The following is a 26,416-nucleotide window of genomic DNA, read 5'->3' as shown; positions in this document are numbered from 1 at the left end:
GCAGGTATTGCGCGCTCTAAGGGGACCGCTTGCCGGACGCCGGGCGGCCGCCTACCATCGCAAGCCGGACCGCGAAGCCCACTCATGACCCAATCGATCCAGCGTTTTCTCGGCGGCGGCGACGCCCTTTCCCGCCTGCAGGACCATGCCGCGCGGCTGCGCCGTTTGCAGGGTGCTTTCGAGCGCTGCCTGCCGCCGCTGCTGGCGGCCTCCTGCCGGGTGGGCAACCTCAAGGGCGAAACCCTGGTGGTGTTCGCCCAGGGCAACGCGGTAGCGGTCAAGCTCAAGCAGATGGCACCCAGCCTGGTGGAGCGCTTGCGCGACCAGGGGCATCTGCTGTCGGAAATCCAGGTCAGGGTGGCGGTTCAGCAGCCGGCGCCGTGGCGCCCGGCACCGGCCGAACGCTGCATCTCCGCGCAGGGCAAGCAGAGCCTGACCGAGTTCGCTGCCACGCTGCCGGCCGATTCGCCCCTGCGCGAGGCGCTGGAGCGCCTGGCGCGCCGCAGCCGCTGAGGCCGCCGGCGGCGCGCGGCATCAGCCGGAGAAGAAGATCCTCTCGAGGGCGAACAGCACCAGCACGGCCACGACCGCCAGCAGGGTGCCGCGGGTCAGATTCCACGCCCACAGGCGGTAGCGCGGATTGCCGGTGAGCAGCCAGGCTAGCAAGGAGCTGCCGATGGCAAACGCCGCCAGCAGCACCAGGATCCGCAGGATCACCATGCGCCCGGCAGCCTCAGCCCAGCGCCAGGTCGAACTGGTGGCTCACCGCGCGCGGCGTGGCGGCGGCCTTCTCGAAGGTGACGATCTCCCACGCGCTGCGGTCTTCCAGCAGCACGCGCAGGATCTGGTTGTTGAGCGCGTGGCCGGCCTTGTGCGCGGAGTAGGACGCCAGCAGCGGATGGCCGCACAGGTAGAGGTCGCCGATCGCGTCGAGCACCTTGTGCTTGACGAACTCGTCCGCGTAGCGCAGCCCGTCGGCGTTGAGCACGCGGTATTCGTCCATGACGATGGCGTTGTCGAGACTGCCGCCCAGCGCCAGGCCGTGCGAGCGCATGAACTCGACGTCCTGCATGAATCCGAAGGTGCGCGCGCGCGCCACGTCGCGCACGTAGGACTGCTCGGCGAAATCGACGGTGACCTCGGTGGAGGTGCGGTCGATGGCAGGGTGATTGAAGACGATGGAGAAGTTCAGGCGGAAACCGTCGTAAGGCTCCAGGCGCACCCACTTGTCGCCCTCGCGGTACTCCACCGCGCGCTTGACCCGCAGGAAGCGCTTGGGCGCCTTCTGCTCCTCGATGCCGGCAGACTGCAGCAGGAACACGAAGGGACCGGAGCTGCCGTCGAGAATGGGAATCTCGGGCGCATCGACGTCCACATGCAGGTTGTCGATGCCCAGGCCGGACAAGGCCGACATCAGGTGCTCGACCGTACCGACCTTCTCACCGCCCTGCTCCAGGCCGGAACACATGCGGGTATCGCACACGGAATACGGATCGGCAGGCAGGCTCAGCGGCGGATCGAGATCGACCCGGTGGAAGACGATGCCGGTGTCCGGCGCTGCCGGGCGCAAGGTGAGGTTCACCTTGCGTCCGCCATGCAGGCCGACGCCTGTGGCACGGACGATGGACTTGAGGGTGCGCTGCCTGATCATGACGATTTTCCTTGTGAGCTCAGCATCTTAACACGGAGGACAGGACAGGCCGGAAGCCCGGATCAATGAGCGACGGGCGCCCAGGCACGGACCGGAGGCAGAGGTCCATGCCGGGGCGCCCGCCGGACGCAGACGGAGGCGACGTATGCGTCAGTCGGCCTGCTTGCGCAGGAAGGCCGGGATGTCGTAGGTCCCCATGCCGTTGGCGCTCATGGCCTCGACCGTGGTGCGCCGCCCGCTGCGGATCACCGCCGGCACGTCGAGATTGCCCATGTCCACCGCGCCGCCGCCGGCCGGGCCGTACGTACCGGTGCCCTGCACCACCTGCATCACCGGCTGGCGTGCGGCGCGCGGGGTACCCAGGCCGGTGGCCACCACGGTGATGCGGATGCGGTCTTCCATCGACTCGTCGAACACCGTGCCGTACTTGACGAAGGCTTCCGGTGCGGCAAAGGCCTGCACGGTCTTCACCGCGTCGCGCACTTCCGACATCTTCAACGAGCGGCTGGCGGTGATGTTGATCAGGACACAACGGGCGCCGGACAGTTCGGTGCCTTCCAGCAGCGGGCTGACCGCAGCCTGCTCGGCGGCGATGCGCGCGCGGTCCAGGCCGGCAGCCTCGGCCGAGCCCATCATCGCGCGGCCCATCTCGCCCATCGCGGTGCGCACGTCCTGGAAGTCGACGTTGACCAGGCCCGGTACGTTGATGATCTCGGCAATGCCGCCCACCGCGGAGCGCAGCACGTTGTCAGCCGAGCGGAAGCAGTCCTCGAAGCCGGCGTCGTCGCCGAACACTTCGAGCAGCTTGTCGTTGAGCACCACGATCAGCGAATCGACGTTGCGGGTCAGTTCCTCGACGCCGCTTTCGGCCACGCGCAGGCGGTTCTCGAAATCGAAGGGCTTGGTCACCACGGCGACGGTCAGGATGCCCATCTCCTTGGCGATCTCGGCCACCACCGGCGCCGCGCCGGTACCGGTGCCGCCACCCATGCCGCCGGTGATGAAGCACATGTGCGCGCCTTCCAGCGCCTCGGCGATCGCGTCGCGCGACTCCTGCGCCGCCGCGCGGCCGGCCTCCGGCTTGGAACCTGCGCCCAGGCCGGTGACGCCGAGCTGGATCTTGGCCGGCGCCAGGCAGCGGCTGAGCGCCTGCGCGTCGGTGTTGGCGACCACGAACTGCACGCCCTGCACGCCCTCGCGGATCATGTGGTCGACCGCATTGCCGCCGGCGCCGCCGACACCGATCACCTTGATCACCGTTCCGGTGGGAACCTTTTCAACGATTTCAAACATTTGCCTCGCCTCCGAGTAATAAAGCAGTACTGCACACAGAACACCCACCGAACCTGTATTTAGTATTGCGAGCGAAGTCTATAACTAAATACCGATTCACGACAGGCACTCATTCACATTGACTGGACGGCCCATCCGTCCAGCTCAGAAATTCTTCTCGAACCATGCCTTCATGCGCCCGAAGACCTGGCGCACGCTGCGCGTCTCGCGCGCCTGGATGCCGCGCCGGCGCTGGGCCACGCCCTCCATCAGCAGACCCATCGCGGTGGCGTAGCGCGGCTGGCAGACCACGTCGGCCAGGCCGCCCTCGTATTGCGGCGCGCCCACGCGCACCGGCATGTGAAACACCTCCTCGCCCAGCTCGACCATGCCGTTCATCACCGAGGAGCCGCCGGTCAGCACGATGCCCGAGGACAGCAGCTCCTCGTAGCCGCTGCGCCGCAGCTCGGCCTGCACCAGCTCGAAGAGCTCGGAGACGCGCGGTTCGATCACGTCGGCCAGCGCCTGACGCGAGAGCTTGCGCGGCGGGCGGTCGCCCACGCCGGGTACTTCGATCATCTCCTCCGGGTCGGCCAGGGTGTGCATCGCCACGCCGTGGCGGATCTTCAATTCCTCGGCTTCCGCGGTGGGGGTGCGCAGCGCCATGGCGATGTCGTTGGTGATCTGGTCGCCGGCCACCGGGATCACCGCGGTGTGGCGGATGGCGCCCTGGGTGAACACCGCGATGTCGGTGGTGCCGCCGCCGATGTCGACCAGGCACACGCCCAGCTCCTTCTCGTCCTCGGTCAGCACCGCGTAGCTGGAGGCGAGCGGTTGCAGGATCAGGTCCATCACTTCCAGCCCGCAGCGGCGCACGCACTTGATGACGTTCTGCGCCGCGGAGACCGCGCCGGTGACGATGTGCACCTTCACCTCGAGCTTCACCCCGCTCATGCCGATCGGCTCGCGCACGCCGCCCTGGCCGTCGATGATGAATTCCTGGGTGAGGATGTGGAGAATCTGCTGCTCGGCGGGAATCGGCATCGCGCGCGCCACCTCGATGACCCGCTCGAGGTCCATCGGGGTGACTTCCTTGTCCTTGATCGCCACCATGCCGTTGGAGTTGAAGCTCTTGATGTGGCTGCCGGCGATGCCGGTATACACGTCGCGGATCTTGCAGTCGGCCATCAGCTCGACTTCCTGGATCACGCGCGAGATCGCATCCACCGTGGCCTCGATGTTCACCACCACTCCGCGCTTGAGGCCGTTGGTCGCCTGGGTGCCCAGCCCGACCACGTCCAGCCGCCCGTCGGGGCGCGCCTCGGCGACGATGCAGGTGATCTTGGCGGTGCCGATGTCCAGGCCGACGATCAGATCCTTGTAGTCCTTGCTCATTTCTTGCCTTTCATAGCCAGGGTGTCCGCCGGGGTGAGGGCGAACCCGCTCGGGTAGCGTAGGTCGGCCACCGCCACCTGTACGCCTATGCCTTCCTGCGTCTGCGGCCAGGCCGCGACGAAACGCGCCAGCCGCTCCTCGAGCGGCGCCTTGTCCTGCTCGCGACCGAGCACGATCACCATGTCGTTGTCCAGGCGCAGCTGCCAGGCCTCGCGCGCCGACAGCACCACGCCGACCAGCTGCCGGCCCAGCGGCGCCAGCAGCCCGGCAAAGGCCTCATAGCGGGCCAGCATGTAGGCCGCCGAGCCCTGCGGCCCGGAGAAGCCGGGCATGGACGCGTTGCTCGCGGCCACGAAGACCTCGCCCTGACGATTGACCAGGCGGGTGTCGCTGCCGTCGGTGGAGGTCCAGTAGGCTACCGCCTGATGCTCCTGCAGGCGCAGTTCCAGCACGTCGGGCCAGCGCCGGCGCACTTCCGCGCGGCGCACCCAGGGGAGCTTCTCGAAGTCGGCGCGCACCTGATCGAGATCCACCGTGAAGAAGTTGCCGCGAATTGCCGCCCGCGCCACGTATTCGAGCTGGGCGGTGGTGACCTGCGCCGGCGGCGACAGCAGCACCACCTCGCGCAGCGGGAAGAAGGGGCGCGACAGGAACCAGCTCACCACCACCCAGGTCAGCCCCAGCGCCGCAAACAGCATCAGCAGGTCGGCCAGCAGGTTGAGCAGCGCCGGCCGGTTCCAGAGGCCGGTAGACTCGCGCGCACGCCCCCCCTGCGCGCCCTTGGCGGCGCTGCGGGAAGAAGCGAGGCGGCTGCGAGCCAGTTCAGCCAAGGCGGGCCTCCGCAAGAATCGCCAGACACAGGGCCTCGAAGCTCAGCCCGGCCACACGGGCGGACATCGGCACCAGCGAATGGCCGGTCATGCCCGGCGCGGTATTCATCTCCAGCAGGTAGGGACGGCCATCGTCGGTGAGGATCAGGTCGGCCCGCCCCCAGCCGCGGCAGCCCAGCACCTTGGCGGACTTCATGATCAGCGCCTGCAGCTCGCGCTCCTGCGCTTCCGGCAGGCCGCAGGGGCAGTCGTAGCGGGTGTCGTCGGTGAAGTACTTGTGCTGGTAGTCGTAGTTGCCGTCCGGCGCGACGATGCGCACCAGCGGCAGCGCGCGCTCGCCGAGGAAGGGCGCGGTCATCTCGGCGCCGGTGACGAATTCCTCGGCGATCACCAGGTCGTCGTAGCGCGCCGCCAGTTCCCAGGCCGCTTTCAGCTGGTCCGCCTCGGTGACCTTGGTTGCGCCCATGCTGGAGCCTTCATGCACCGGCTTGACGAAGATCGGCAGGCCGAGCTCGGCGGCCACCGCGTCCCAGTCGCTGAGTTCGTCGAGGATGGCGTAGCGCGGGGTGGGCAGGCCGGCGGCCAGCCACACCATCTTGGTGCGCCACTTGTCCATCGACAGCGCCGAGGCCATCACCCCGCTACCGGTGTAGGGGATGCCCATCAGTTCCAGCGCCCCCTGCACCGTGCCGTCCTCGCCGCCGCGCCCGTGCAGCACGATGAAGGCGCGGTCGAAGCCCTCTTCCTTGAGGATGTGCAGGTCGCGCTCGGCCGGGTCGAAGGCATGCGCATCGACGCCCGCGCGCTGCAGGGCCTCGAGCACCGCCTTGCCCGACATCAGGGAGACGTCGCGCTCGGCGGAGGAACCGCCGAACAGCACCGCGACCTTGCCGAAATCCACCCCAGCCTCCACGCTCACGCCTCGCTCCCCTCACTGCTCAGTTTGCCGGGCACCGCGCCGATGGAGCCGGCACCCATGGTGATCACCACATCGCCGTCCTGGGCGGCGACCACAATCGCCTGCGGCATCTCCGCAATATCCTCGACGAATACCGGCTCCACCTTGCCGGCCACGCGCAGGGCGCGCGCGAGCGCCCGGCCGTCGGCGGCCACGATGGGCGTCTCGCCGGCGGCATAGACCTCGGCCAGCAACAGTGCATCCACCGAGGACAGCACCTTGACGAAATCCTCGAAGCAGTCGCGCGTGCGGGTGTAGCGGTGCGGCTGGAAGGCCAGCACCAGGCGGCGGCCCGGAAAGGCGCCACGCGCCGCAGCGATGGTGGCGGCCATCTCCACCGGGTGGTGGCCGTAGTCGTCGACCAGGGTGAAGCTGCCGCGCGGCTGCCCCTGCGCGTCGCTGAGGGCGACCTCGCCGTAACGCTGGAAGCGCCGTCCCACGCCGTTGAACTCCGCCAGCGCCTTGATGATCGCGGCGTCCGGCACCTGCACCTCGGTCGCCACCGCGATGGCGGCCAGCGCGTTGAGCACGTTGTGCATGCCGGGCAGATTGAGCACGATGGGCAGGCGGCTGGTGGTGCCGTTGACGCGCACCGCGTCGAACAGCATGCGCCCGCCGTCCGCGCGAATGTTCTCGGCGCGGATGTTGGCGCTCTCCGACAGGCCGTAGCGCACGATCTGCTTGGACACCAGCGGCATGATGGAGCGCACGTGCGGGTCGTCCTCGCACAGCACCGCCACGCCGTAGAAGGGCAGGTGCTGGAGGAAATCCACGAAGGCCTGCTTGAGCCGGGCGAAGTCGTGCCCGTAGGTGTCCATGTGGTCGGCGTCGATGTTGGTCACCACCGAGATCACCGGATTGAGCATCAGGAAGGAGGCGTCCGACTCGTCGGCCTCGGCCACCAGGAAGTCGCCCTTGCCCAGGCGCGCGTTGGCACCGGCCGCGTTCAGCCGCCCGCCGATGACGAAGGTGGGGTCCATGCCGCCTTCGGCGAGGATGCTGGCCACCAGGGAGGTGGTGGTGGTCTTGCCGTGGGTGCCGGCGATGGCGATACCGCGCTGGAAGCGCATCAGCTCCGCGAGCATCTGCGCGCGCGGCACCACCGGGATGCTGCGCGCGCGCGCGGCGATCACTTCCGGGTTGTCGCCCTTGACCGCGGTCGAGGTGACCACCACGTCGGCGGCGTCGATGTTCGCCGCGTCGTGCCCTTTCACCACGCGCGCGCCCATCGCCTGCAGGCGGCGGGTGGTGGCGCTGTCGCCCAGGTCGGAGCCGCTCACCGTGAAGCCCTGGTTCACCAGCACCTCGGCGATGCCGCTCATGCCCGCGCCGCCGATGCCGACGAAGTGGATGTGCTTGACCTTGTGTTTCATCGCTGGCCCTCCGCCAGTCGCTCGCATTCGGCGGCCACATCGAGGGCCGCCTGCGGTTTAGCCAGTTCGCGCGCCTTGCCGGCCATCTCCAGCAGGCGTTCGCGGGTCAGGCCGGCGAGGATGCCGGCCAGTTTGTCTGCGTTCAGTTCGCCCTGCGGCAGCAGGAAGGCCGCGCCGTGTTCCGACAGAAACTGCGCGTTGCCGGTCTGGTGGTCGTCCACCGCATGCGGGAAAGGCACCAGCAGGCTGGCCGCGCCGACCGCCGCGAGTTCGGCCACGGTGAGCGCACCGGCGCGGCAGATCACCAGATCCGCCGCTGCGTAGCGCGCCGCCATGTCGTCGATGAAGGGCAGCAGTTCGCCGTCCACGCCGGCATCGCGATAGGCGGCGCGCAGGGCGTCGATCTGCTTCTCGCCGGCCTGGTGGGTGACCAGCGGACGCTCCCCGGCCGGGATACGCGCCAGCGCCTGCGGTACGGTGACGTTGAGCACCGAGGCGCCCAGGCTGCCGCCGACCACGAGTATGCGCAGCGGCCCCTCGCGTCCGGCGAAGCGCTCGGCGGGCGCGGCCGCCGCCGCAATGTCCTCGCGCACCGGATTACCCACCCAGCGCGCCTTCTTCAGCACGCGCGGAAAGCCCGAGAGCACGCGATCGGCCACGCCGGCCAGCACGCGGTTGGCGAGCCCCGCCACCGAGTTCTGCTCGTGCAGCACCAGGGGGCGCCCGGTGAGCGCGGCCATCATGCCGCCCGGGAAGGTGATGTAGCCGCCCATGCCCAGCACCACGTCGGGCCGGACACGGCGCAGTTCGCGCAGCGCCTGCAAGAAGCCGGCGAGCAGATTCACCGGCAGCATCAGCTTGCGCATCAGGCCCTTGCCGCGCAGCGCGCCGAAGCGCACCCAGGCAGTGTCGTAGCCGCGCGCCGGGACCAGCCGCGCCTCCATGCCTTCCGGGTTGCCCATCCACACGATGCGCCAGCCCTTGGCGCGCAGCACTTCGGCCACCGCGATGCCCGGGAAGATGTGTCCGCCAGTGCCGCCGGCCATCACCAGGAGCGTCTTCATGCGCGCCCTCCCCGCATGACTTGGCGATTCTCCCAGTCCACCCGCAGGAGAATGGCCAAAGCCAAGCAGTTGGCCACGATGCCCGAGCCGCCGAAGCTCATCAGCGGCAGGGTCAGGCCCTTGGTGGGCAGCAGGCCCATGTTCACGCCCATGTTGATGAAGGACTGCACGCCCATCCACAGGCCGATGCCCTGGGCGACCAGCCCGGCGAAGTAGCGCTCCAGCTTGATCGCCGCGCGGCCGATGGCAAACGCCCGCTGCACCAGCAGGGCGAACAGCACGACCACCGCGAGCACGCCGACGAAGCCGAGCTCTTCGGCCAGCACGGCGAGCAGGAAGTCGGTGTGCGCCTCGGGCAGGTAGAACAGTTTCTCGACGCTGGCGCCGAGTCCGACGCCGAACCACTCGCCGCGACCGAAGGCGATCAGCGCGTGCGAGAGCTGGTAGCCGCGGCCGAAGGCGTCCTGCCAGGGGTCCATGAAGCCGAACAGGCGGTCGCGACGGTAGGGGGACAGCCACACCAGCAGGGCGAAACCGACCAGGGCGACGACCACCAGGAAGGCGAACACGCGGGCATTGACCCCGCCGAGGAAGAGCACGCCGAAGGCGATCGCGCAGATCACCACGAAGGCGCCGAAGTCCGGCTCCATCAGCAGCAGGCAGCCGACCAGCACGATAACGCCGGCCATCGGCAGGAAACCACGCTTGAAGCTGCCCATGGCGTCGAGCTTGCGCACCGTGTAGTCGGCGGCGTAGAGGCCCACAAACACCTTCATCAGCTCGGACGGCTGCAGGTTCACCGGCCCCAGGGAGAGCCAGCGGCGCGCGCCGTTGACCTCGCGGCCGATGCCCGGGATCAGCACCAGCACCAGCAGGAGCACGCCGACCATGAACAGCCAGGGCGCGGCCTGCTGCCAGCGCCCCATCGGCACCTGGAAGGCGAGCAGCCCGGCGGCCGTGCCCAGCGCCAGGTAGACCCCATGGCGCAGCAGGAAGTAGTGCGACTGGTTGCCGGTGAAGCGGCTGCCCTCGGCGATCGCGATCGACGCGGAATAGACCATTACCAGGCCGATCAGCAGCAAGGCGGCGGCGGACCAGATCAGCAGGGGATCGAGTTCGCGCGCCGGCGCAGCAGGACGCATCAGCCGGCTCACCGCACGCGCGGCCTCCGCCCCGCCGGTCGGGCGACGCGGGGCGAACAGCGTGGAGAGGGACGGCAGCGCCAGCTTCATCGTGGAGCCACCTGCGGCAGGCCGCGCGCCGCGGCGACGAACACCTCGGCGCGGTGCGCGTAGTTGCGGAACATGTCCAGGCTGGAGCAGGCCGGCGAGAGCAGCACCACGTCGCCGGCTTGAGCGACCTTGTTGGCGCGCGCCACCGCCTCGTCCAGCGCGGCGAAGTGCTCGACCGGCTTGCCGCAGCCGTCGAGCGCAGCGGCGATACGGCCGGCATCGCGGCCGATCAGCAGCACCGCGCGGGCGTATCGCGCGACCGGCTCGCGCAAGGGCGCGAAGTCCTGCCCCTTGCCGTCACCGCCGGCGATCAGCACCACCGGCCGGGCCAGGCCCTCCAGCGCGGCCAGCGTGGCGCCCACGTTGGTGCCCTTGGAGTCGTCGTAGAACAGCACGCCGTCGGCACGCTCGGCCACCAGTTCGACCCGGTGCGGCAGGCCGCGGAAGGTCTTCAGCCCGGCGACCAGCGGCGCCTGCGGCAGGCCGATGGCGCGGCACAGGGCAAGCGCGGCGAGCGCATTGGCGGCGTTGTGCAGGCCGGCGATCGGCAGCTCGGCGAGCGGCAGCAGCGCGGTACCGCCTTCGACCAGCCAGCGTTGTCCATCCTGCTCGACGATGCCGAAGCCGGTCGCGTCGTTCGGGGCATCGATGCCGAAGGCGAACACGCGATGCCCGGCGCGCGCCATCGCGGCAACCCGCTGGTCCTGGCGGTTGAGCACCTGGACGCCGTTGCCGGCAAAGATGCGTGCCTTGGTTTCCGCGTACTCGTCGAGGCCGGCGTAGCGGTCGAGGTGGTCGTCGGTGACGTTGAGCACGGTCGCCGCGTCGGCTGCAAAGCCCTCGGCGGCTTCGAGCTGGAAGCTCGACAGCTCCAGCACCCAGCACGCTGGCAGCGGCTTGCCTGCTTCCAGGCGGTCGACCAGCACGTCCAGCGGCGCCGGGCTGATGTTGCCGGCGGCCACCGCATCCAGCCCGGCGGCGCAGGCCAGGTGGGCGGCCAGCGCGGTGGTGGTGGTCTTGCCGTTGGTGCCGGTGATCGCCAGGATGCGGGTCGCGGCGCGGGCGCCGAGTTCGTCCAGTGCCGCGGCGAACAGGCTCATCTCGCCCACCACGCGCAGGCCACGACGACGCGCCTCGGCCACCACGCCGCCGCGCGGGTCCAGCCCGGGGCTGAGCGCGACCAGGTCGACACCGTCGAGCAGGCTGTCGGCGAAGGCGCCGGTGTACAGGGCGGCACCCGGAGCAAAGCCCTGCAGGCGGGCCACGCCCGGCGGCTCGGCACGGGTATCGGCCACGCGCAGGCAGGCACCCTGGCGCGCGCACCAGCGCGCCATCGCCAGGCCCGATTCGCCGAGCCCGAGTACCAGTACGAGTTTGCCCGCGAGTGCGCTCATCTCCGCCTTATCTCAGCTTCAAGGTGGACAGGCCGAACAGCACCAGCATGATGGTGATGATCCAGAAGCGCACCACCACCTGGGTTTCCTTCCAGCCGCTCAGTTCGTAGTGGTGGTGCAGCGGCGCCATGCGGAAGATGCGCTTGCCGCCGGTGGCCCTGAAGTAGAGCACCTGCACCATCACCGACAGGGTCTCGGCGACGAACAGGCCGCCCATGATGAAGAGCACGATCTCCTGGCGCACCACCACGGCGATGGTGCCGAGCGCCGCGCCCAGCGCCAGCGCGCCGACGTCGCCCATGAACACTTCGGCCGGGTAGGCGTTGAACCACAGGAAGCCCAGACCGGCACCGCAGATCGCGCCGCAGAACACCGCCAGTTCGCCGGCACCGGCCACGTAGGGCACGCCCAGATACTTGGAGAAGCCCGCGTGGCCCGCCACGTAGGCGAAGATCGCCAGCGCGCCGGCCACCATCACGGTGGGCATGATGGCCAGGCCGTCCAGCCCGTCGGTGAGGTTCACCGCGTGGCTGGTGCCGTTGATGACGAAATAGGACAGGGCGATGAAGCCGAAGATGCCCAACGGATAGGCCACCGCCTTGAAGAAGGGCACGATGAGCTCGGTCTCGGCCGGGGTGCTGGCGGTCAGGCCGAGATAGACCGCGGCAACCAGGGCGATCGCCGAAGTCCACAGGTACTTCCAGCGGCTGGCCAGCCCCTTGGGGTCGCGATGCACGACCTTGCGCCAGTCGTCCACCCAGCCCACGGCGCCGAAGCCGAGGGTGACGAAGAGCGTGACCCACACGTACTGGTTGGACAGATCGCCCCACAGCAGCACGGTCACCGCGATGGCGATGAGGATCAGCGCGCCGCCCATGGTGGGCGTGCCGGCCTTGGTCAGGTGCGACTTGGGACCGTCGTCGCGCACCGCCTGACCGATCTTCTTCGCGGTCAGCCAGCGGATCACCCGCGGGCCGAACATCAGCGAGATCGCCAGCGCGGTCAGCGCGGCCAGCACCGCGCGCAGCGTGATGTAGCCGAAGACGTTGAAAGCGCGGGTTTCCTGGCCCAGCCAGAGGGCAAGTTCAAGCAGCATCGTTGTCGTTTTCCTGTTTGCCGGCCGCGGCCGGCGGTGCGGCGAGGCGCTCGGCCACCCGCTCCATGCGCATGAAGCGCGAGCCCTTGACCAGCACCACGGTATCCGCGTCGAGCGCCGGGACCAGCGCCTCGACCAGGGCGTCGACCGAGGCAAAGTGACTGCCGCCGTCACCGAAGTTGCGCGCCGCCACCGCGCTCATCTCGCCCAGCGCGTAGAGGGCATCCACACCCTTGCTCTTGGCGTAGCCGCCGATCTCGTCATGGACCTGCGCGCTGGTCTGGCCGATCTCGCCCATGTCGCCCAGCACGAGGATCTTGCGTCCCGGCGTCGAGGCCAGCACTTCGATGCCGGCGCGCACCGAATCCGGATTGGCGTTGTAGCTGTCGTCCAGCACCACCGCGCCATTCGGCCCGGGACGGCGTTGCAGGCGGCCGCGCGTGCCGGCGTAGGCGCTCAGCCCGGCCACCACCGAGGCCAGCGACGCGCCCGCGGCCAGGCAGGCCGCCGCCGCACCGACGGCGTTGCGGGCGTTGTGCTCGCCGGGCACCTGAAGCTCGAAGCCGGCCACGCCGTCCGGCGTACTGAGCTCGATGTGGCAACCGAGACCGTGCAGCACACAGCGCCCGACGACATCCGCGGGGTGGCACAGCGCAAAGGCCACCACCCGGCGCCCCACGTTGAGATCGCGCCAGTAGGCGGCATGCGGATCGTCCGCGTTGATCACCGCCACGCCGCCGCTGCCCAGGCCTTCGTAGATCGTGCCCTTCTCGCGCGCCACCTCGGCCACGCTGCCCATGCCCTGCAGGTGGGCGCGCTGGGCGTTGTTGACGATGGCCACCGTGGGCCGTGCGATGTGGGTGAGGTAGGCGATCTCGCCCGGATGGTTCATGCCCATCTCGACCACTGCGGCACGGTGACCATCGCGCAGCGCCAGCAGGGTGAGGGGCAAACCGATGTCGTTGTTCAGGTTGCCGGCGGTGGCCAGCACGGCGTCCTCGCCAGCGCCGTCGCTCACCGCCTGCGCGCGCAGGATGGCTGCGCACATGTCCTTGACCGTGGTCTTGCCGTTGCTGCCGGTGACACCAAGCACCGGAATGTCGAAGCGGCTGCGCCAGTGCGCGGCCAGGCGTCCGAGGGCCAGGCGGGTATCGTCCACCACCAGCAGCGGCAGCGGCGCCGGGTCGTGCCCGGCCGCCCAGCGGCTGTCGACCAGCGCGGCCACCGCGCCGGCCTCGGCCGCCGCGGCGACGAAGTCGTGACCGTCGAAGCGCTCGCCGCGCAGGGCCACGAACAGCTGCCCGGCACGGATGTCGCGGCTGTCGGTTCCCACGCAGGTGAAACGGGCTACACCGGTGGCGCGCCCTTCCAGCGCTCGCGCGGCATCCTGCAAGAGCATCATGCGCCCACCCCCTGCTTGCGGTTCCAGGCTCGCAAGGCCAGGCGCGCCTGTTCGAGATCGGAGAAGGGCACGCGCTGGCCCAGCACTTCCTGGTAGGGCTCGTGCCCCTTGCCGGCGAGCACCACCACGTCGTCGGCCGCCGCCTCGCAGATCGCCAGTTCGATGGCCTGGGCGCGGTCGACCACGCGGTCGGCATCCGGCCGGGCGCCGGCGGCGATCGCCTCGATGATCTTCATGGGGTCCTCGCTGCGCGGGTTGTCGCTGGTGATCACCACGCGGTCCGCGAGCTGGCTGACCACCTCGCCCATCAGCGGGCGCTTGCCCGGATCGCGGTCGCCGCCGCAACCGAACACGCAGACCACCCGCCCACGGCGGGTCGCCGCGGTGCTGCGCACCGCTTCGAGCACCTTGGCCAGGGCGTCGGGCGAATGGGCGTAGTCGATGACCACCAGCGGCTCGCCGACCCCGCCCACCAGCTGCATGCGGCCTTCCGGCGGCGTCAGGCGGGCGAGCACCCCGGCCATGGCATCCGCCGCCACGCCACGCGCCAGCAGCGCGCCGGCCACCGCGAGCAGGTTGGAGACGTTGAACGGCGCCACCATGCGCACCTGCAGGTCGTGGCGCCGCCCGTCCCACTTGAGCGCGAAGCGCAGCCCGCCGGGGGCGACCTGCAGTTCGTCGGCCAGCAGCACCCGGGCGCCGGGCACGGCGTCGGCATTGGTCGCCACGCGGGTGTAGCCGATCACGTCCATGCCGCGTTCGAGCTGGCGGCGCGCCAGCGCGAGGCCGAAGGTGTCGTCCAGATTGATCACCGCATGGGCGAGTCCGGGCGTATCGAACAACCGGGCCTTGGCGGCAGCGTAGGCCTCCATGGTGCCGTGGTAGTCGAGATGATCGCGCGACAGGTTGGTGTAGATCGCAACAGCGAAACGCGCCCCATTCACCCGCCCCTGATCCAGTCCGATGGAGGACACCTCCATGGCCGCAGCTTCCGCCCCGGCGGCGCGGAAGCGCGCGAGATGGCGATGCAGTTCGATCGCATCCGGCGTGGTGTTGACGCCCTCCTCCAGCTCGCCGGGAAAGCCGCAACCCAGGGTGCCGACGATGCCGCAGCGCGCGCCGAGCTCACCCAGCGCACGCGCCAGCCACTGGCTCACCGTGGTCTTGCCGTTGGTACCGGTGACGCCCGCCAGCCATAGTCCGGCCGACGGACGGCCGAAGACCTCGTCGGCCAGGTCGCCTGCCAGGGCCCGCAGCCCGCTCACCGGCATGCCGGGCACGGCCGGGGCCGGCTCGGGGCGGAAACCGTCGGCGTCATCCCACAGCACCGCCGAGGCGCCGCGGGCGACCGCGTCGGCGATGTAGCGCCGGCCGTCGACCCGGAAGCCCGCCCACGCGGCAAAGATGTCGCCCGGCCCGGCCTTGCGCGAATCGGCGGTCATGCCCGCGGGCACCACACCGGCGCGCCGCAGGTTCTCGAGGATGGCTCCCACGTCGGCGGCGCTCACATGGCCTCCCGTGCCGGCGTCTCGACCGCGGCGGTAGCAGGGCGTGCCAGTTGCAGCGGCACCAGCGGCGCGTCGGGCGCCACGCCCAGCGCGCGCAGGGCGCTCTCGGTAATGCGGGCGAACACCGGCGCGGCCACCGCACCGCCGTAGTGCTGGCCGGCGGACGGTTCGTCGATCATCACCGCAACGATCAGCCGCGGGGCGGACACCGGCGCAAAGCCGACGAAAGAGGACACGTACTTGTTGGTGTAGCGCCCACCTTCCAGCTTGTGGGCAGTACCGGTCTTGCCGGCCACGCGATAGCCGGCGATCTGCGCCTTGGGCGCGGTGCCGCCCGGGCCCGCGGCCATCTCGAGGATGGCGCGCATCTCCCGCGCGGTCTGCGGCGACATCACCCGCTTGCCTGCCTTGGGCAGGCCTTCTTGGCGGACGAGCGAGACCGGCATCAGTTCGCCGTCGCGCGCAAATGCGAGGTAGGCGCGTGCAAGCTGGATCAGGGTGACCGACAGACCGTGACCATAGGACATGGTGGCCTGCTCGATCGGCCGCCAGGTGGACGGATTGCGCAGGCGGCCGGCCGCCTCGCCGGGGAAGCCGAGGCCAAGCGGGGCGCCGAACCCGAGCGCGTCGTAGAAGGCCCACATCTCCTGCGGGCTGAACTCCATGGCGATCTTCACCGTACCCACGTTGGAGGACTTCTGCACGATCTGCGCGACGTTCAGCATGCCGTGCCGGGAGGTGTCGTGGATGGTCGCGCGGCCTATCGTCATGCGCCCCTGCCCGGTGTCGATCTCCGAGCTGGCGGTGAGCTTGCCGCGGTCGATCGCCAGCGCGGCCACGAAGGGCTTGAGCGTCGAACCCGGCTCGAAGCTGTCGGTGATCACCCGGTTGCGCAGCTGCGCGCCGGTAAGGGTGGCGCGGTTGTTCGGGTTGTAGGTGGGCGCGTTGGCCAGCGCAAGCACCTCGCCGGTCTGGCTGTCCAGCACCACCACCGCGCCGGCCTTGGCCCTGTGCTTCTGGATCGCCTCGCGCAGGGCGGAATAGGCCAGATACTGGATCTTGGCGTCGATCGACAGGGCAAGGTCCTCGCCGTCGCGCGGCGGGCGGATGGACTCCACGTCCTCGACGATCTGCCCGCGGCGGTCCTTGATCACCCGCCGGGAGCCGGATGCGCCGGCCAGCACGCGATCGTAGGCGAGTTCGATACCCTCCTGCCCGCGGTCCTCCACCCCGGTGAAGCCGAGGATGTGCGCGGTGGTTTCTCCGCCGGGGTAGTAGCGGCGGTATTCCTGCTGCTGGTGGATGCCGGACAGCTTCAGCGCCGCGACCTTCTCCGCCACTTCGGGCGAAAGCTGGCGGCGCAGGTAGACGAAATCGCGCGCGCTGGCCAGGCGGTCGTTCAGCTCGGTGACATCCATCTCCAGCAAGGCCGCGAGCGAGCGGGCGTCGGCCGGCGACAGGCGGGCATCGGAGGGGATCGCCCAGATCGAACGCACCGGCGTACTCACCGCCAGCACGTCGCCGTTGCGGTCGGTGATGCGCCCGCGGGTGGCCGGCACCTCGAGCACGCGCGCGTAGCGCGACTCGCCCTTGGCCTGCAGGAACTCGTTGTTGAAGCCCTGCAACCAGGCGGCGCGCGCCACCAGCGCGCAGGAGCAGCCAAGCAGGCCGACCAGCACCAGGCGCGCGCGCCATGCCGGCAGCTCGCGCCGCAGCAGGGGATTGTGGTTGAGGGTGACGGGTACCGGCTTCTTCTTCATCCGCGCGGCTCCACGACGATCACCTGGCCGGCGGCCGGCGGACGCATGCCCAGGGCCTCGCGCGCCATGCGCTCGACCCGTCCGTGCGCCGCCCAGGTGCTCTGTTCGAGCTGAAGCTGCCCCCATTCGACCTCGAGCCCGCGCGCGCGTGCCTGCTCGCGCTCCAGTTCGGAGAACAGCTTGCGCGCCTGATGCTGGGCGGCCACCACGCCCAGGGCGCTGGCCACCACCAGAGCGAGGATGAAGGCGTCCACGCGGATCATGCCGCCTCCGTGCGTTCGGCCACCCGCATCACCGCACTACGCGCGCGGGGATTGCCAGCCACCTCGGCCTCGGACGGCCGCACCGCCTTGCCCAACAGGACGAGCCGCGGCTTCGGCAACTGATCGGCCCGCAAGGGCAGGCGCGCGGGCAGACGGTCGGCACGCGACTCGTCGCGCATGAAGCGCTTGACGATGCGGTCCTCCAGCGAGTGAAAGCTGATCACCGCCAGACGCCCATGGGGTTTGAGCCGCGCCACCGCCTCAGGCAGGACACGGCTCAGCTCTTCGAGCTCCTGATTGATGAAAATCCGTAGAGCCTGAAAGCTCCGCGTCGCCGGGTGCTGACCCGGCTCGCGTGTACGGACCGCCTTTTCCACGATCGCGGCAAGTTGTCCAGTGGTTGCAACAGCCCCCCCTGTCCGAGCAGCTGCAATCGCCTTTGCAATCGCATGAGCAAACCGTTCTTCGCCATAGTCCCTGAGCACCTCCGTGATTTGCCCGACGGACGCCTCCGCCAGCCATTCCGCCACGGTCTGCCCGCGGCTCGTATCCATGCGCATGTCCAGCGGCGCATCGAAGCGAAAACTCATGCCGCGCGCGGCATCGTCCAGTTGCGGCGAGGACACGCCGATGTCGAGCAGCACGCCGTCCACCGCCGCCACCCCGAGCGCGTCCAGTTCGTCACCCAGGGCGCTGAACGGCGCATGCACCAAGGTCAGGCGCGGATCGCCCACCGCCCGCCCGGCCGCGATCGCCGCCGGATCTCGATCGAAGGCGATCAACCGGCCGGTCGCACCGAGGCGCGCGAGAATCGCCCGGCTATGCCCGCCGCGGCCGAAGGTGCCATCCACGTACACCCCGCCCGGCCTGACCGCCAGCGCGTCCAGTGCCTCTTCGAGCAGGACGCTTACATGTTGCTGCGCGGCGCTCACAGGGCGAGGCTCTCGAATCCCAGCGGCAGCGCATCGCTGTCGATGCTCTGCATGGCCTCCAGCTGCTTCTGCCAGCCGGCGTCAGACCACAGTTCGAAATGGGAGCCCTGCCCCACCAGCCACACCTGCTTGTCGAGTTGCGCCCACTGACGTGACGACGGCGCCACCAGCACACGGCCAGCGGCATCGACCTCCTCGGTCTGGGCAAAACCAATCAAGAGGCGCTTGAGTGCCGCCGTGCGCTGATCAAGACCAGGCATTGCGGAAATTTTCTGGCTGATGGGTTCCCACGCTGCCTGCGGGTAGACCAGCAGGCAGCGATGCGGGTGGGCGGTGATCACCAGGGGGGCGCCGTCCGGCACCAGCGCGTCACGATGCCGCGCAGGGATCGCCAGGCGACCCTTCGCATCGAGACTGAGCGCAATAGCACCCTGGAACATTGACCCCCCTGAGGTGACGGGCGAAGCGCTTGTTTGACACTTTCACCCACTTTTCTCCACTAATCCCCACTCTAGTGGAAAGACCAAACCCGGTCAAGGGAGATCCCGGGGGCTTTCCCGTTGTTACACAATGACTTACGAACGAATGGGAGTCGCAGAATAAACCCTGAAAAATCAAGGCATATAGCGCATTTTCATGAGAAACAACTCTAAATGCGCGCTGTCATGCGAAGGCGGTGGGGCAAAGTGGGGAACGCGGGTGAGAAGTGGTGAGATCTCCCACCTTCCCGGGCACAAGGAGGGCGCTGTGCGCAGTGCCATGGAGCATCGCTTCCCTAACCGGGAAAGAACGTAGCGAGTGGGGAAGTTCGCCGATAAGCCGGGTTCTGTCGAACGGCAGCGGTTCGCACCGTGCCGCCGGGCAATCATTCCTCTTGGCGCCGCGTCGCCACGGCGCTCCAGCAGCCTACCCGGGAGCAGCGCGAGCCACGCCATTGCTCCCCTATTTGGCCTTGCCCCGGATGGGGTTTGCCGTGCCGGTCCTGTTACCAGTCCCGCGGTGGGCTCTTACCCCACCGTTTCACCCTTACCTGATCCGTCTGGCGCGGCTTACGCCGCACCAGCCACTGCCGCTTACGCGGCAGCCTCCCTCCGCGCCGAAACGCGAAGCCTCCTCTTCAGGAGGGGACTTTGCCGCCTTGCGGCGGCGAAGCCCGGACGGCCATCGGCGGTCTGCTCTCTGTTGCACTTTCCGTCGCCTCACGGCGCCCGGCCGTTAGCCGGCATCCTGCTCTGCGGGGCCCGGACTTTCCTCCACACCCCCGAAGAGGTGCAGCGATTGCCTGGCGAACTTCCCGGCGACGATTATAACTTGTTGCCTAACCGCCTGCGCGCTCGAACACCGGCGCGCCATCACGCAGGCGGAAGGTACCGACCAGCGCGCCCGGCGGGGAGCCTGCCTCGTTCACCCAGTCCTGCACCAGGCACTTATCGGTGCTGGCCAGATACCAGCGCTGCCCCTGGCGGAGCGCCCAGAGCAGGTCACCGGCCTCGTACACCTCCATCTCGACCAGATCGGTCGGACTCGAATGGATGTTGACCTTGCGCTGGCAAGCCGGCAGGCGGGACACCACCACCGCCTGGTTCACCTCGCTGGTCCAGAAGTAGGGCTGCTCGCGGACGAGAATCACCGCATGCTGGTTGCCTTCGACCATGAAGGCGGTGGCGCTGTTCTCGCAGGCGGCGAGCAGCGGCAAGAGAGCCAGGGCGGCGAGGCGGCGCAGGACGGCAGGCATGACGAGAAGCTCCCTGTTCAGGCCAAGCGCCAGGCGACGGTTTCACCCGCCCGCAGCGGCACCAGCGGATCATGGTCGAGATACGGGTAGGCGGCGGGCACCTCCCATGGCTCACGTTTCAGGACGATGGTATCGGCATTCGGCGCCAGGCCATAGAAGGCCGGTCCGTTCAGGCTGGCGAAAGCCTCCAGGCGATCCAGCGCGCCCGCTGCCTCGAACACTTCGGCATAGAGCTCGATGCCGGCATGGGCGGTGTAACACCCGGCACAGCCGCAAGCCGCTTCCTTGGTGCTCTGCGCGTGCGGCGCGGAGTCTGTGCCGAGAAAGAACCTGGGATTGCCCGAGGTCGCCGCCTCTACCAGGGCGACACGATGGGTTTCGCGCTTGAGCACCGGCAGGCAGTAATGATGCGGCCGGATGCCGCCGGCAAAGATCGCGTTGCGATTGAGCAGCAGATGATGCGCGGTGATCGTGGCGCCGATGTTGTCGCCCGCCGCTCGCACGAAGGCTGCGGCATCGGCCGTGGTGATGTGCTCGAAGACCACGCGCAGTCCCGGGAAGCGCCCGACCAGCGGTGCGAGCACGCGCTCGATGAACACCTGCTCGCGGTCGAACACGTCGACTTCGGCGCCAGTCGCCTCGCCATGCACGCACAGCACGAGCCCGACCTTCTCCATGCGTTCGAGGATGGGGTAGATCTTCTCGATCGCCGTCACGCCGGCATCTGAGTTGGTGGTGGCGCCGGCCGGGTACAGCTTGGCGGCGACGATCGCACCACTCGCCTTGGCGCGGTCGATCTCGTCGGGCGGCATGTTGTCGGTGAGATACAGACTCATCAGCGGCTCGAAGCGCAAACCGTCCGGCGCCGCGGCCAGAATACGCTCGCGGTAGGCGAGCGCCTGCGCGGTGGTAACCACCGGCGGACGCAGGTTCGGCATGATCAGCGCACGACCGAAACGCTGTGCGGTATGCGGCACCACGGTCGCGAGCGCGGCGCCGTCGCGCACATGCAGATGCCAGTCGTCGGGGCGAATCAGGGTGATCGAAGTCATGCTCTTGGATATCCGGTCGGTCTATGAACGTGGGTGCGCGATGCACGAGCATCCGGCAAGGCCAGACTGCGCATTATAGGCGGCGTTCAGCCTGCCTTGAGCTCCAGCGCGCGGGCGTACAGCGCGTTCTTGGACGCCCCGGTGATGTCGGCGGCCAGTCGCGCCGCCGACTTGGTCGGCAGTTCGGCAAGCAACAGGGCGAGCACCCGCTCCGCCTCCGCGTCCAACCCCTCTCCCGGCGGCGCCCCCTCAAGCACCAGCACGAACTCGCCGCGCACGCGATTCGGGTCCGTTGCCAGCCACGCGGCCGCCTCTTCCAAGGGCAGCACGACGCTCTGCTCGTGCAGTTTTGTCAGCTCGCGGGCGATCAGCAAGCGGCGCCCGGACTCGAGCACTCCGGCCAGGTCCTCGACACACTCCGACACCCGATGCGGCGCCTCGTAGAACACGAGCGCATCGGGGTCGCCACGCAAGGCCTCGATCGCGGTGCGCCGGGCAGCGCGCTTGGGCGGAAGAAAGCCGACGAAGCGGAACCCCCGCTCGCCAAGCCCACTGATCGACAGCGCCGCCACCGCCGCGCACGGCCCCGGCACCGCGACCACCGGAAACCCGGCAGCGCGCACCCGCGCGACAGCCCGCGCCCCCGGATCGGACACCGCAGGCGTACCGGCGTCGCTGATCAATGCCACCGAACCGCCCTCTTCCAGCAAGCGCAAAACCTGGCCGGCCGCCGACTGCTCGTTGTGTTCGTGCAGGGCGATCAAGCGCGCGCGGATGCCGAAAGCATCCAGCAGACGCTGACTGTGGCGCGTATCCTCGGCCGCAACCGCCGCTACCGAGCCGAGCACCGCCACCGCCCGCGGGCTGATGTCCTGCAGGTTTCCGAGCGGCGTTGCCACCACGTACAATGACGGCGTACTTGAAAGCGGCGCAATCCCCTCGCTCATGAAACGATTCCTCGCTGGCATTCAAAGGTCGATTGTCGATGCCCCGGGCGCGGGCGCGCAAGCCCGCGGCGGCGCAGCCGAGGACCTGGCGGAGCGCTTTCTCGCCGCCCACGGCGTGCACGCGCTCGCACGCAACGTCCGTTGCCGCGGCGGCGAGATCGACCTGGTCGCGCTGGATGGCGACACCGTGGTCTTCGTCGAAGTGCGCCTGCGCGGCAACAGCGCCTTCGGCGGCCCTGCGGCCAGCATCGCCGCCCACAAGCAGCGGCGGATCATCCTGGCCGCACGCTGGTGGCTTGCCGGCGCCGGCAAAGGAATGGCGCACCACCCCTGCCGCTTCGATGCGGTGTTGATGCGCGCACTGGATGTGCAGAACATCCAGTGGCTGCGCGGCGCCTTCGAGGCCGACTGAGCAAGCGCAGCACGCGCGCTTGGTAAATTCCTGTAAGCGTAACGCCCCGACGACACGCACTCCGGCAGAATCGCTCCTGGCAGCGACGCGCGTGATCGGACGCCTCACCCCGCCATGCTAGACTTGCTGCCCCGCCTGTACCCCAGCCGAATTTCGCACATGGATCTCATCGCCCGCATTTCACGCCAGTTCCACGACAGCGCGCAGACCAAGCTTGCCGCGGTCGAATCGATGGCCGCGCCGCTGGCTGGCGCCATCGAAGTGATGACCCAGTGCCTGCTCAACAACGGCAAGATCCTGGCTTGCGGCAACGGCGGCTCGGCCGCCGATGCGCAGCACTTTGCCGCCGAACTGGTCAACCGCTTCGAGATGGAGCGCCCGCCGCTCGCCGCGGTGGCGCTGACCACCGACAGCTCCACGCTGACCTCGATCGCCAACGACTACGACTACCTGCAGGTGTTCTCCAAGCAGGTGCGCGCCCTCGGCCAAGCGGGCGATGTCCTGCTGGCGATCTCCACCAGCGGCAACTCCCCCAACGTGATCGACGCGATCGCCGCGGCACATGAGCGCGACATGCGCGTGGTGGCGCTCACCGGAAAAGGCGGCGGCAGGATGGGCGAACTACTGCACCCGGACGATGTACATCTTTGTGTCCCGGCCGACCGCACCGCACGCATCCAGGAGGTCCACCTGCTGGCCCTGCACTGCCTGTGCGACGGCATCGACTGCCTGCTACTCGGAGTGGAAGAATGACGACAAGAACCCCATCCATCTCGCGCCGCAACACCCTGCTGGCCCTGGCCGCCCTCGGCTCCGCGGCCACCCTGCAGGGCTGCTTCCCGGTGGTTGCAACCGGCGTTGGCGTCGGCGCCGCGATGGTTGCCGACCGCCGGACCTCGGGCGCCTACGTCGAGGACGAGGGCATCGAGTGGCGCACCGGCAACCGCATCCGCGAACGCTTTGGCGACGCCGTGCATGTGAACGTAACCTCGTACAACCGCAACGTCCTGCTGACCGGAGAGGCACCCAACGAGCAGGTCCGCGTCGAGATCGAGCGGATCGCCACCGGAGTGGCCAACGTGCGCGCGGTCATCAACGAGGTGCGGGTAGCGGGCATTTCCCCACTCAGCGCGCGCGCGAACGACGCGGTCACCACCTCCAAGGTCAAGGCCCGCTTCGTCGATGCGCAGACCTTCGGCGCCCACCATGTCAAGGTCGTCACCGAGGCGAACACCGTCTTCCTGATGGGACTGGTCACCCGCCGCGAGGCCGACCTCGCCACCGAAGTGACACGGACCACGGCCGGCGTGAGCAAGGTCGTTCGCGTGTTCGAGTACATCAGCGACGACGAAGCCCGCCGGCTGGATGCACGCATCGGCACCAGCGGCAAGTAGGCGGAACAGCCATGGACCACCGAGACGCCGGAGCGTTTCAGGTGGACTTGGCGTACTCGCCGCACGCAGTTATACTTTCGCCCTTTCTGTCCACCAGACATCTCAAGGAAGTACGCAATGCCGGGTATTCGCGTCAAGGAAAACGAGCCGTTTGAAGTTGCGATCCGCCGTTTCAAGCGCACGATCGAGAAGACCGGTGTGCTGACCGAACTGCGTTCGCGCGAGTTCTACGAAAAGCCCACCGCCGAGCGCAAGCGCAAGCTGGCCGCCGCAGTCAAGCGCAACCACAAGCGCCTGCGCAGCCAGACCCTGCCGCCGAAGCTCTACTGATTTCGCGCCGGCACTCGCCGGACACCGCCGCACCGGGCGCAGGTCATCGACCTCGCCCGGTGCGGTTTTGCATTTCCGCACGGAGTAAGTCATGTCCCTCAGGACCCGCATCCAGGACGACATGAAGGCCGCGCTGCGCGCCAAGGAAGCGGCACGCCTGTCCGCCATCCGCCTGCTGCTCGCCGCAGTGAAGCAGCGCGAGGTCGACGAGCGCATCGAACTCGACGACGACGCGATCCTCTCGGTGGTCGAGAAACTGGTCAAGCAGCGACGCGATGCCGCGACGCAGTACGACACGGCCGGCCGGCCCGAACTGGCCAGCGCAGAGCGCTTCGAGATCGAGGTCCTGTCCGTCTATCTGCCCGCCCAGCTCACCCCCGAGGAGATCGACGCGGAGATTGCTGCGGCCATCGCCGCCTGCGGCGCCGCTTCACCTGCCGACATGGGCAAGGTCATGGGCCAGCTCAAGCCCCGCCTCGCCGGGCGCGCGGACATGGCCGAGGTGTCGCGCAAGCTGCGCGCCGCGCTTGCGACCACCTGACGGAAGCGCGGCGCGCCGCCGTCGATGATCCCCCAGTCCTTCATCCAGGACCTGCTGGCCCGCGTCGACATCGTCGACGTCATCGAACGCTACCTGCCGCTGAAGAAGGGCGGGGCGAACTACTTCGCCTGCTGCCCCTTCCACGGCGAAAAATCCCCTTCCTTCTCGGTCAGCCCCAGCAAGCAGTTCTACCACTGCTTCGGCTGCGGCGCCCACGGCAGCGCGCTCGGCTTCATGATGGAGTACAGCGGCCTGAACTTCGTCGAGGCCGTCAAGGAACTGGCGGCCCAGGTAGGCATGCAGGTGCCCGACGACGGCAAGTTCGCGGCGCGCGCTCCGGACGACACCCATGAGCGCCTGGTCGAGGCGATGACGCGCACCGCGCAGTTCTATCGCGAGCAACTCAAGCAACACCCCGCCGCCATCGACTACCTCAAGCGCCGCGGCCTGTCCGGCGAGATCGCCGCGCGCTTCGGCATCGGTTACGCACCGCGCCAGGGGCTGGACAAGCTCTTCCCCGACTATCGCGCGAAGGTGCTCGCGGATGCAGGCCTGGTGATCGACAACGAGGAAGGTCGACGCTACGACCGCTTCCGCGACCGCATCATGTTCCCCATCCTGGACCGCCGCGGCCGCGTCATCGCCTTTGGCGGACGGGTGCTGGACAAGGGGGAGCCGAAATACCTCAACTCGCCGGAAACCCCGCTGTTCGAGAAGGGACGGGAACTCTACGGCCTATTTCAGGCACAGAAGGCAATCCGCGACGCCGGCTCGGCGCTGGTGGTCGAAGGCTACATGGACGTGGTCGCGCTGGCGCAGTTCGGCATCGACAACGCAGTCGCCGCTCTTGGCACCGCCACCACCCCGCATCACATCAACACGCTGCTGCGCCAGACCGACCGCGTCGTGTTCTGCTTCGACGGCGACGCGGCGGGCCGCAAGGCTGCCTGGCGCGCGCTGGAGAACGCCCTCGAGGCCCTGCGCGACGACGCCACGCTCGCCTTCCTGTTCCTGCCCGAACAGCACGACCCGGACTCCTTCGTGCGCGCGGAAGGCGCCGAGGCCTTCCGCGCAGCGGCACGCAGCGCCACACCGCTCGGCACCTTCCTCGTGCAGACGCTGCGCGCGCAATGCGACATGGACTCCGCCGAGGGACGCGCCCGCTTCGTCCATGAGGCGCGCCCGCTGGTCACCCGCATCGCCGCCCCGCTGCTTCGCCTGCAGGTGGTCAAGTCGATTGCAGAGGAAAGCGCGCTGACCCAGCAGGAGGTGGAACAGGCCTTCGGCACGGGCAATCCGCCACCCAACCGACAAGCCCGCCGCGCGGACACGGTCACCGCCCCGCCCGCCCGGCGCGCACCGAGGCCGGGAAACGGACGGCGCAAGCCGCCGTCCAAGGTTGATACGCTGCTCCGCCTCGTCCTGCACCATCCGCAATGGGCTGCGCGCCTGCCGGTGGACCTCATCCCGGACGACAGCCCCGAGGCGCGCGCGCTGATCTCTATCATCGACGCGACCAGCGTCGGCGACCTGATGCCCGGCTGCGGCCTGGGGGCACTGATCGAACGCTTCCGCGAAACCGAACATGGCGAAACGCTCGCCCGCGCCGCCGGCGAACTGGTCGAAGCGGAGTTCGACGACGCGATCGTCGAGACCCTGTTCGAGGACGCCCTGCGTGCACTGCACGCCGACGCAATCGCCGCGGAGATCGCCCGATTGACCGCCCGCGCGGCCGACGGAGGACTGGATGCAGCCGGCCGTCACCGGCTGGCGGAACTGCTCCTTGAGAAGAGGAACCTCGCAGGCGCCGGCAAAGTCTGAGTTTTTTAGTATAATTCCCTGTTTACCCAATCATTCTGCCCCCACATCGAGGAG

At 68.9% G+C, this 26,416-nt stretch carries 27 protein-coding genes and 1 other RNA gene; 7 read left to right on the top strand and 21 right to left on the bottom strand.

The features are described 5' to 3' along the window. Positions 1 to 84: 84 nt before the first annotated feature. Entirely contained in the window at positions 85 to 513 is a 429-nt protein-coding gene (locus IAI53_RS00515) for a DciA family protein (RefSeq protein ID WP_187716227.1), read from the top strand. Positions 514 to 534: 21 nt separating this feature from the next. On the opposite strand, the gene IAI53_RS00510 is transcribed toward IAI53_RS00515, so the two are convergent. From IAI53_RS00510 to rsmI, 21 genes are all read right to left on the bottom strand, one after another. Continuing rightward, positions 535 to 720 (bottom strand): hypothetical protein, encoded by a 186-nt coding sequence (locus IAI53_RS00510; RefSeq protein ID WP_187716226.1) that lies wholly within the window; start codon positions 718 to 720, stop codon positions 535 to 537. A 13-nt stretch (positions 721 to 733) separates the two neighbouring features. After that, complete coding sequence (lpxC, locus tag IAI53_RS00505) at positions 734 to 1,651, bottom strand: UDP-3-O-acyl-N-acetylglucosamine deacetylase (RefSeq protein WP_187716225.1); 918 nt, start codon at positions 1,649 to 1,651, stop codon at positions 734 to 736. A 150-nt stretch (positions 1,652 to 1,801) separates the two neighbouring features. Continuing rightward, positions 1,802 to 2,944, bottom strand: a complete 1,143-nt coding sequence (gene ftsZ, locus IAI53_RS00500; RefSeq protein WP_187716224.1) for a cell division protein FtsZ — start codon at positions 2,942 to 2,944, stop codon at positions 1,802 to 1,804. Between the two features lie 144 nt (positions 2,945 to 3,088). Beyond that, a complete protein-coding gene (gene ftsA / locus IAI53_RS00495; protein ID WP_187716223.1) occupies positions 3,089 to 4,318 on the bottom strand; it encodes a cell division protein FtsA in 1,230 nt (409 codons plus the stop codon). Beyond that, positions 4,315 to 5,148: a cell division protein FtsQ/DivIB gene (locus IAI53_RS00490; RefSeq protein ID WP_187716222.1), complete on the bottom strand. Its 834-nt coding sequence runs from the start codon at positions 5,146 to 5,148 to the stop codon at positions 4,315 to 4,317. Before IAI53_RS00490 ends, ftsA begins: the two co-directional genes overlap by 4 nt. Next, a complete protein-coding gene (locus IAI53_RS00485; protein ID WP_349771871.1) occupies positions 5,141 to 6,067 on the bottom strand; it encodes a D-alanine--D-alanine ligase in 927 nt (308 codons plus the stop codon). The genes IAI53_RS00490 and IAI53_RS00485 overlap by 8 nt, the downstream gene beginning before the upstream one ends. Beyond that, positions 6,064 to 7,479 carry a UDP-N-acetylmuramate--L-alanine ligase gene (gene murC / locus IAI53_RS00480; RefSeq protein ID WP_187716221.1) on the bottom strand — a complete coding sequence of 472 codons (1,416 nt, stop codon included), beginning with the start codon at positions 7,477 to 7,479 and terminating at the stop codon, positions 6,064 to 6,066. Before murC ends, IAI53_RS00485 begins: the two co-directional genes overlap by 4 nt. Further along, entirely contained in the window at positions 7,476 to 8,543 is a 1,068-nt protein-coding gene (murG, locus tag IAI53_RS00475; protein ID WP_187716220.1) for an undecaprenyldiphospho-muramoylpentapeptide beta-N-acetylglucosaminyltransferase, read from the bottom strand. Before murG ends, murC begins: the two co-directional genes overlap by 4 nt. Beyond that, complete coding sequence (gene ftsW / locus IAI53_RS00470; protein ID WP_187716219.1) at positions 8,540 to 9,775, bottom strand: putative lipid II flippase FtsW; 1,236 nt, start codon at positions 9,773 to 9,775, stop codon at positions 8,540 to 8,542. The genes murG and ftsW overlap by 4 nt, the downstream gene beginning before the upstream one ends. Continuing rightward, positions 9,772 to 11,169, bottom strand: a complete 1,398-nt coding sequence (gene murD, locus IAI53_RS00465) for a UDP-N-acetylmuramoyl-L-alanine--D-glutamate ligase (RefSeq protein WP_187716218.1) — start codon at positions 11,167 to 11,169, stop codon at positions 9,772 to 9,774. Before murD ends, ftsW begins: the two co-directional genes overlap by 4 nt. A 7-nt stretch (positions 11,170 to 11,176) precedes the next feature. Then, entirely contained in the window at positions 11,177 to 12,265 is a 1,089-nt protein-coding gene (mraY, locus tag IAI53_RS00460; RefSeq protein ID WP_187716217.1) for a phospho-N-acetylmuramoyl-pentapeptide-transferase, read from the bottom strand. After that, on the bottom strand, positions 12,255 to 13,667 hold the full coding sequence (locus IAI53_RS00455) for a UDP-N-acetylmuramoyl-tripeptide--D-alanyl-D-alanine ligase (RefSeq protein ID WP_187716216.1): 1,413 nt from the start codon (positions 13,665 to 13,667) through the stop codon (positions 12,255 to 12,257). The genes mraY and IAI53_RS00455 overlap by 11 nt, the downstream gene beginning before the upstream one ends. Next, the gene (locus tag IAI53_RS00450; protein ID WP_187716215.1) at positions 13,664 to 15,175 is read right to left on the bottom strand and encodes a UDP-N-acetylmuramoyl-L-alanyl-D-glutamate--2,6-diaminopimelate ligase; all 1,512 of its coding nucleotides are present in this window, start codon (positions 15,173 to 15,175) and stop codon (positions 13,664 to 13,666) included. The genes IAI53_RS00455 and IAI53_RS00450 overlap by 4 nt, the downstream gene beginning before the upstream one ends. After that, positions 15,172 to 16,935, bottom strand: a complete 1,764-nt coding sequence (locus IAI53_RS00445; protein ID WP_187716214.1) for a peptidoglycan D,D-transpeptidase FtsI family protein — start codon at positions 16,933 to 16,935, stop codon at positions 15,172 to 15,174. Before IAI53_RS00445 ends, IAI53_RS00450 begins: the two co-directional genes overlap by 4 nt. Next, positions 16,932 to 17,198 carry a cell division protein FtsL gene (gene ftsL, locus IAI53_RS00440; protein WP_187716213.1) on the bottom strand — a complete coding sequence of 89 codons (267 nt, stop codon included), beginning with the start codon at positions 17,196 to 17,198 and terminating at the stop codon, positions 16,932 to 16,934. Before ftsL ends, IAI53_RS00445 begins: the two co-directional genes overlap by 4 nt. After that, positions 17,195 to 18,130 carry a 16S rRNA (cytosine(1402)-N(4))-methyltransferase RsmH gene (rsmH, locus tag IAI53_RS00435; protein ID WP_187716212.1) on the bottom strand — a complete coding sequence of 312 codons (936 nt, stop codon included), beginning with the start codon at positions 18,128 to 18,130 and terminating at the stop codon, positions 17,195 to 17,197. The genes ftsL and rsmH overlap by 4 nt, the downstream gene beginning before the upstream one ends. After that, positions 18,127 to 18,570, bottom strand: coding sequence for a division/cell wall cluster transcriptional repressor MraZ (mraZ, locus tag IAI53_RS00430; RefSeq protein ID WP_187716211.1), 444 nt, complete (start codon positions 18,568 to 18,570; stop codon positions 18,127 to 18,129). Before mraZ ends, rsmH begins: the two co-directional genes overlap by 4 nt. A gap of 359 nt (positions 18,571 to 18,929) precedes the next feature. Next, positions 18,930 to 19,424: RNase P RNA component class A (gene rnpB / locus IAI53_RS00425), an RNA gene on the bottom strand. Positions 19,425 to 19,448: 24 nt separating this feature from the next. Continuing rightward, entirely contained in the window at positions 19,449 to 19,865 is a 417-nt protein-coding gene (locus IAI53_RS00420) for a hypothetical protein (RefSeq protein ID WP_187716210.1), read from the bottom strand. Between the two features lie 17 nt (positions 19,866 to 19,882). Continuing rightward, positions 19,883 to 20,917, bottom strand: a complete 1,035-nt coding sequence (gene pyrC / locus IAI53_RS00415; RefSeq protein ID WP_187716209.1) for a dihydroorotase — start codon at positions 20,915 to 20,917, stop codon at positions 19,883 to 19,885. Positions 20,918 to 21,003: 86 nt separating this feature from the next. Next, on the bottom strand, positions 21,004 to 21,864 hold the full coding sequence (rsmI, locus tag IAI53_RS00410) for a 16S rRNA (cytidine(1402)-2'-O)-methyltransferase (RefSeq protein WP_187716208.1): 861 nt from the start codon (positions 21,862 to 21,864) through the stop codon (positions 21,004 to 21,006). Between rsmI and IAI53_RS00405 the strand changes: the two genes are divergently transcribed. From IAI53_RS00405 to dnaG, 6 genes are all read left to right on the top strand, one after another. After that, complete coding sequence (locus tag IAI53_RS00405) at positions 21,863 to 22,276, top strand: YraN family protein (RefSeq protein ID WP_187716207.1); 414 nt, start codon at positions 21,863 to 21,865, stop codon at positions 22,274 to 22,276. The genes rsmI and IAI53_RS00405 overlap by 2 nt on opposite strands. Before the next feature lie 159 nt (positions 22,277 to 22,435). Beyond that, complete coding sequence (locus tag IAI53_RS00400; protein ID WP_187716206.1) at positions 22,436 to 23,029, top strand: phosphoheptose isomerase; 594 nt, start codon at positions 22,436 to 22,438, stop codon at positions 23,027 to 23,029. Further along, positions 23,026 to 23,670, top strand: coding sequence for a BON domain-containing protein (locus IAI53_RS00395; protein WP_187716205.1), 645 nt, complete (start codon positions 23,026 to 23,028; stop codon positions 23,668 to 23,670). Before IAI53_RS00400 ends, IAI53_RS00395 begins: the two co-directional genes overlap by 4 nt. Before the next feature lie 117 nt (positions 23,671 to 23,787). Further along, positions 23,788 to 24,000: a 30S ribosomal protein S21 gene (rpsU, locus tag IAI53_RS00390; RefSeq protein ID WP_002924646.1), complete on the top strand. Its 213-nt coding sequence runs from the start codon at positions 23,788 to 23,790 to the stop codon at positions 23,998 to 24,000. Positions 24,001 to 24,091: 91 nt separating this feature from the next. Further along, a complete protein-coding gene (locus tag IAI53_RS00385; protein ID WP_187716204.1) occupies positions 24,092 to 24,541 on the top strand; it encodes a GatB/YqeY domain-containing protein in 450 nt (149 codons plus the stop codon). Positions 24,542 to 24,565: 24 nt separating this feature from the next. Continuing rightward, the gene (dnaG, locus tag IAI53_RS00380; protein WP_187716203.1) at positions 24,566 to 26,362 is read left to right on the top strand and encodes a DNA primase; all 1,797 of its coding nucleotides are present in this window, start codon (positions 24,566 to 24,568) and stop codon (positions 26,360 to 26,362) included. The last annotated feature ends 54 nt before the right edge of the window (positions 26,363 to 26,416 follow it).

The sequence above is a fragment of the Thauera sedimentorum genome (assembly GCF_014489115.1).
GTDB classification, from domain to species: Bacteria; Pseudomonadota; Gammaproteobacteria; order Burkholderiales; family Rhodocyclaceae; genus Pseudothauera; species Pseudothauera sedimentorum.
This window is presented reverse-complemented; position numbering and strand designations above follow the sequence as displayed.

Bases quoted from the DNA above. Each gene is read 5' to 3' on its own strand.
- IAI53_RS00515 (WP_187716227.1), top strand. From the start codon at position 85: ATGACCCAATCGATCCAGCGTTTTCTCGGCGGCGGCGACGCCCTTTCC.
- IAI53_RS00510 (WP_187716226.1), bottom strand. From the start codon at position 720: ATGGTGATCCTGCGGATCCTGGTGCTGCTGGCGGCGTTTGCCATCGGC.
- lpxC (WP_187716225.1), bottom strand. From the start codon at position 1,651: ATGATCAGGCAGCGCACCCTCAAGTCCATCGTCCGTGCCACAGGCGTC.
- ftsZ (WP_187716224.1), bottom strand. From the start codon at position 2,944: ATGTTTGAAATCGTTGAAAAGGTTCCCACCGGAACGGTGATCAAGGTG.
- ftsA (WP_187716223.1), bottom strand. From the start codon at position 4,318: ATGAGCAAGGACTACAAGGATCTGATCGTCGGCCTGGACATCGGCACC.
- murC (WP_187716221.1), bottom strand. From the start codon at position 7,479: ATGAAACACAAGGTCAAGCACATCCACTTCGTCGGCATCGGCGGCGCG.
- murG (WP_187716220.1), bottom strand. From the start codon at position 8,543: ATGAAGACGCTCCTGGTGATGGCCGGCGGCACTGGCGGACACATCTTC.
- ftsW (WP_187716219.1), bottom strand. From the start codon at position 9,775: ATGAAGCTGGCGCTGCCGTCCCTCTCCACGCTGTTCGCCCCGCGTCGC.
- murD (WP_187716218.1), bottom strand. From the start codon at position 11,169: ATGAGCGCACTCGCGGGCAAACTCGTACTGGTACTCGGGCTCGGCGAA.
- mraY (WP_187716217.1), bottom strand. From the start codon at position 12,265: ATGCTGCTTGAACTTGCCCTCTGGCTGGGCCAGGAAACCCGCGCTTTC.
- IAI53_RS00455 (WP_187716216.1), bottom strand. From the start codon at position 13,667: ATGATGCTCTTGCAGGATGCCGCGCGAGCGCTGGAAGGGCGCGCCACC.
- IAI53_RS00445 (WP_187716214.1), bottom strand. From the start codon at position 16,935: ATGAAGAAGAAGCCGGTACCCGTCACCCTCAACCACAATCCCCTGCTG.
- ftsL (WP_187716213.1), bottom strand. From the start codon at position 17,198: ATGATCCGCGTGGACGCCTTCATCCTCGCTCTGGTGGTGGCCAGCGCC.
- mraZ (WP_187716211.1), bottom strand. From the start codon at position 18,570: ATGTTCCAGGGTGCTATTGCGCTCAGTCTCGATGCGAAGGGTCGCCTG.
- IAI53_RS00420 (WP_187716210.1), bottom strand. From the start codon at position 19,865: ATGCCTGCCGTCCTGCGCCGCCTCGCCGCCCTGGCTCTCTTGCCGCTG.
- pyrC (WP_187716209.1), bottom strand. From the start codon at position 20,917: ATGACTTCGATCACCCTGATTCGCCCCGACGACTGGCATCTGCATGTG.
- IAI53_RS00405 (WP_187716207.1), top strand. From the start codon at position 21,863: ATGAAACGATTCCTCGCTGGCATTCAAAGGTCGATTGTCGATGCCCCG.
- rsmI (WP_187716208.1), bottom strand. From the start codon at position 21,864: ATGAGCGAGGGGATTGCGCCGCTTTCAAGTACGCCGTCATTGTACGTG.
- IAI53_RS00400 (WP_187716206.1), top strand. From the start codon at position 22,436: ATGGATCTCATCGCCCGCATTTCACGCCAGTTCCACGACAGCGCGCAG.
- IAI53_RS00395 (WP_187716205.1), top strand. From the start codon at position 23,026: ATGACGACAAGAACCCCATCCATCTCGCGCCGCAACACCCTGCTGGCC.
- rpsU (WP_002924646.1), top strand. From the start codon at position 23,788: ATGCCGGGTATTCGCGTCAAGGAAAACGAGCCGTTTGAAGTTGCGATC.
- IAI53_RS00385 (WP_187716204.1), top strand. From the start codon at position 24,092: ATGTCCCTCAGGACCCGCATCCAGGACGACATGAAGGCCGCGCTGCGC.
- dnaG (WP_187716203.1), top strand. From the start codon at position 24,566: ATGATCCCCCAGTCCTTCATCCAGGACCTGCTGGCCCGCGTCGACATC.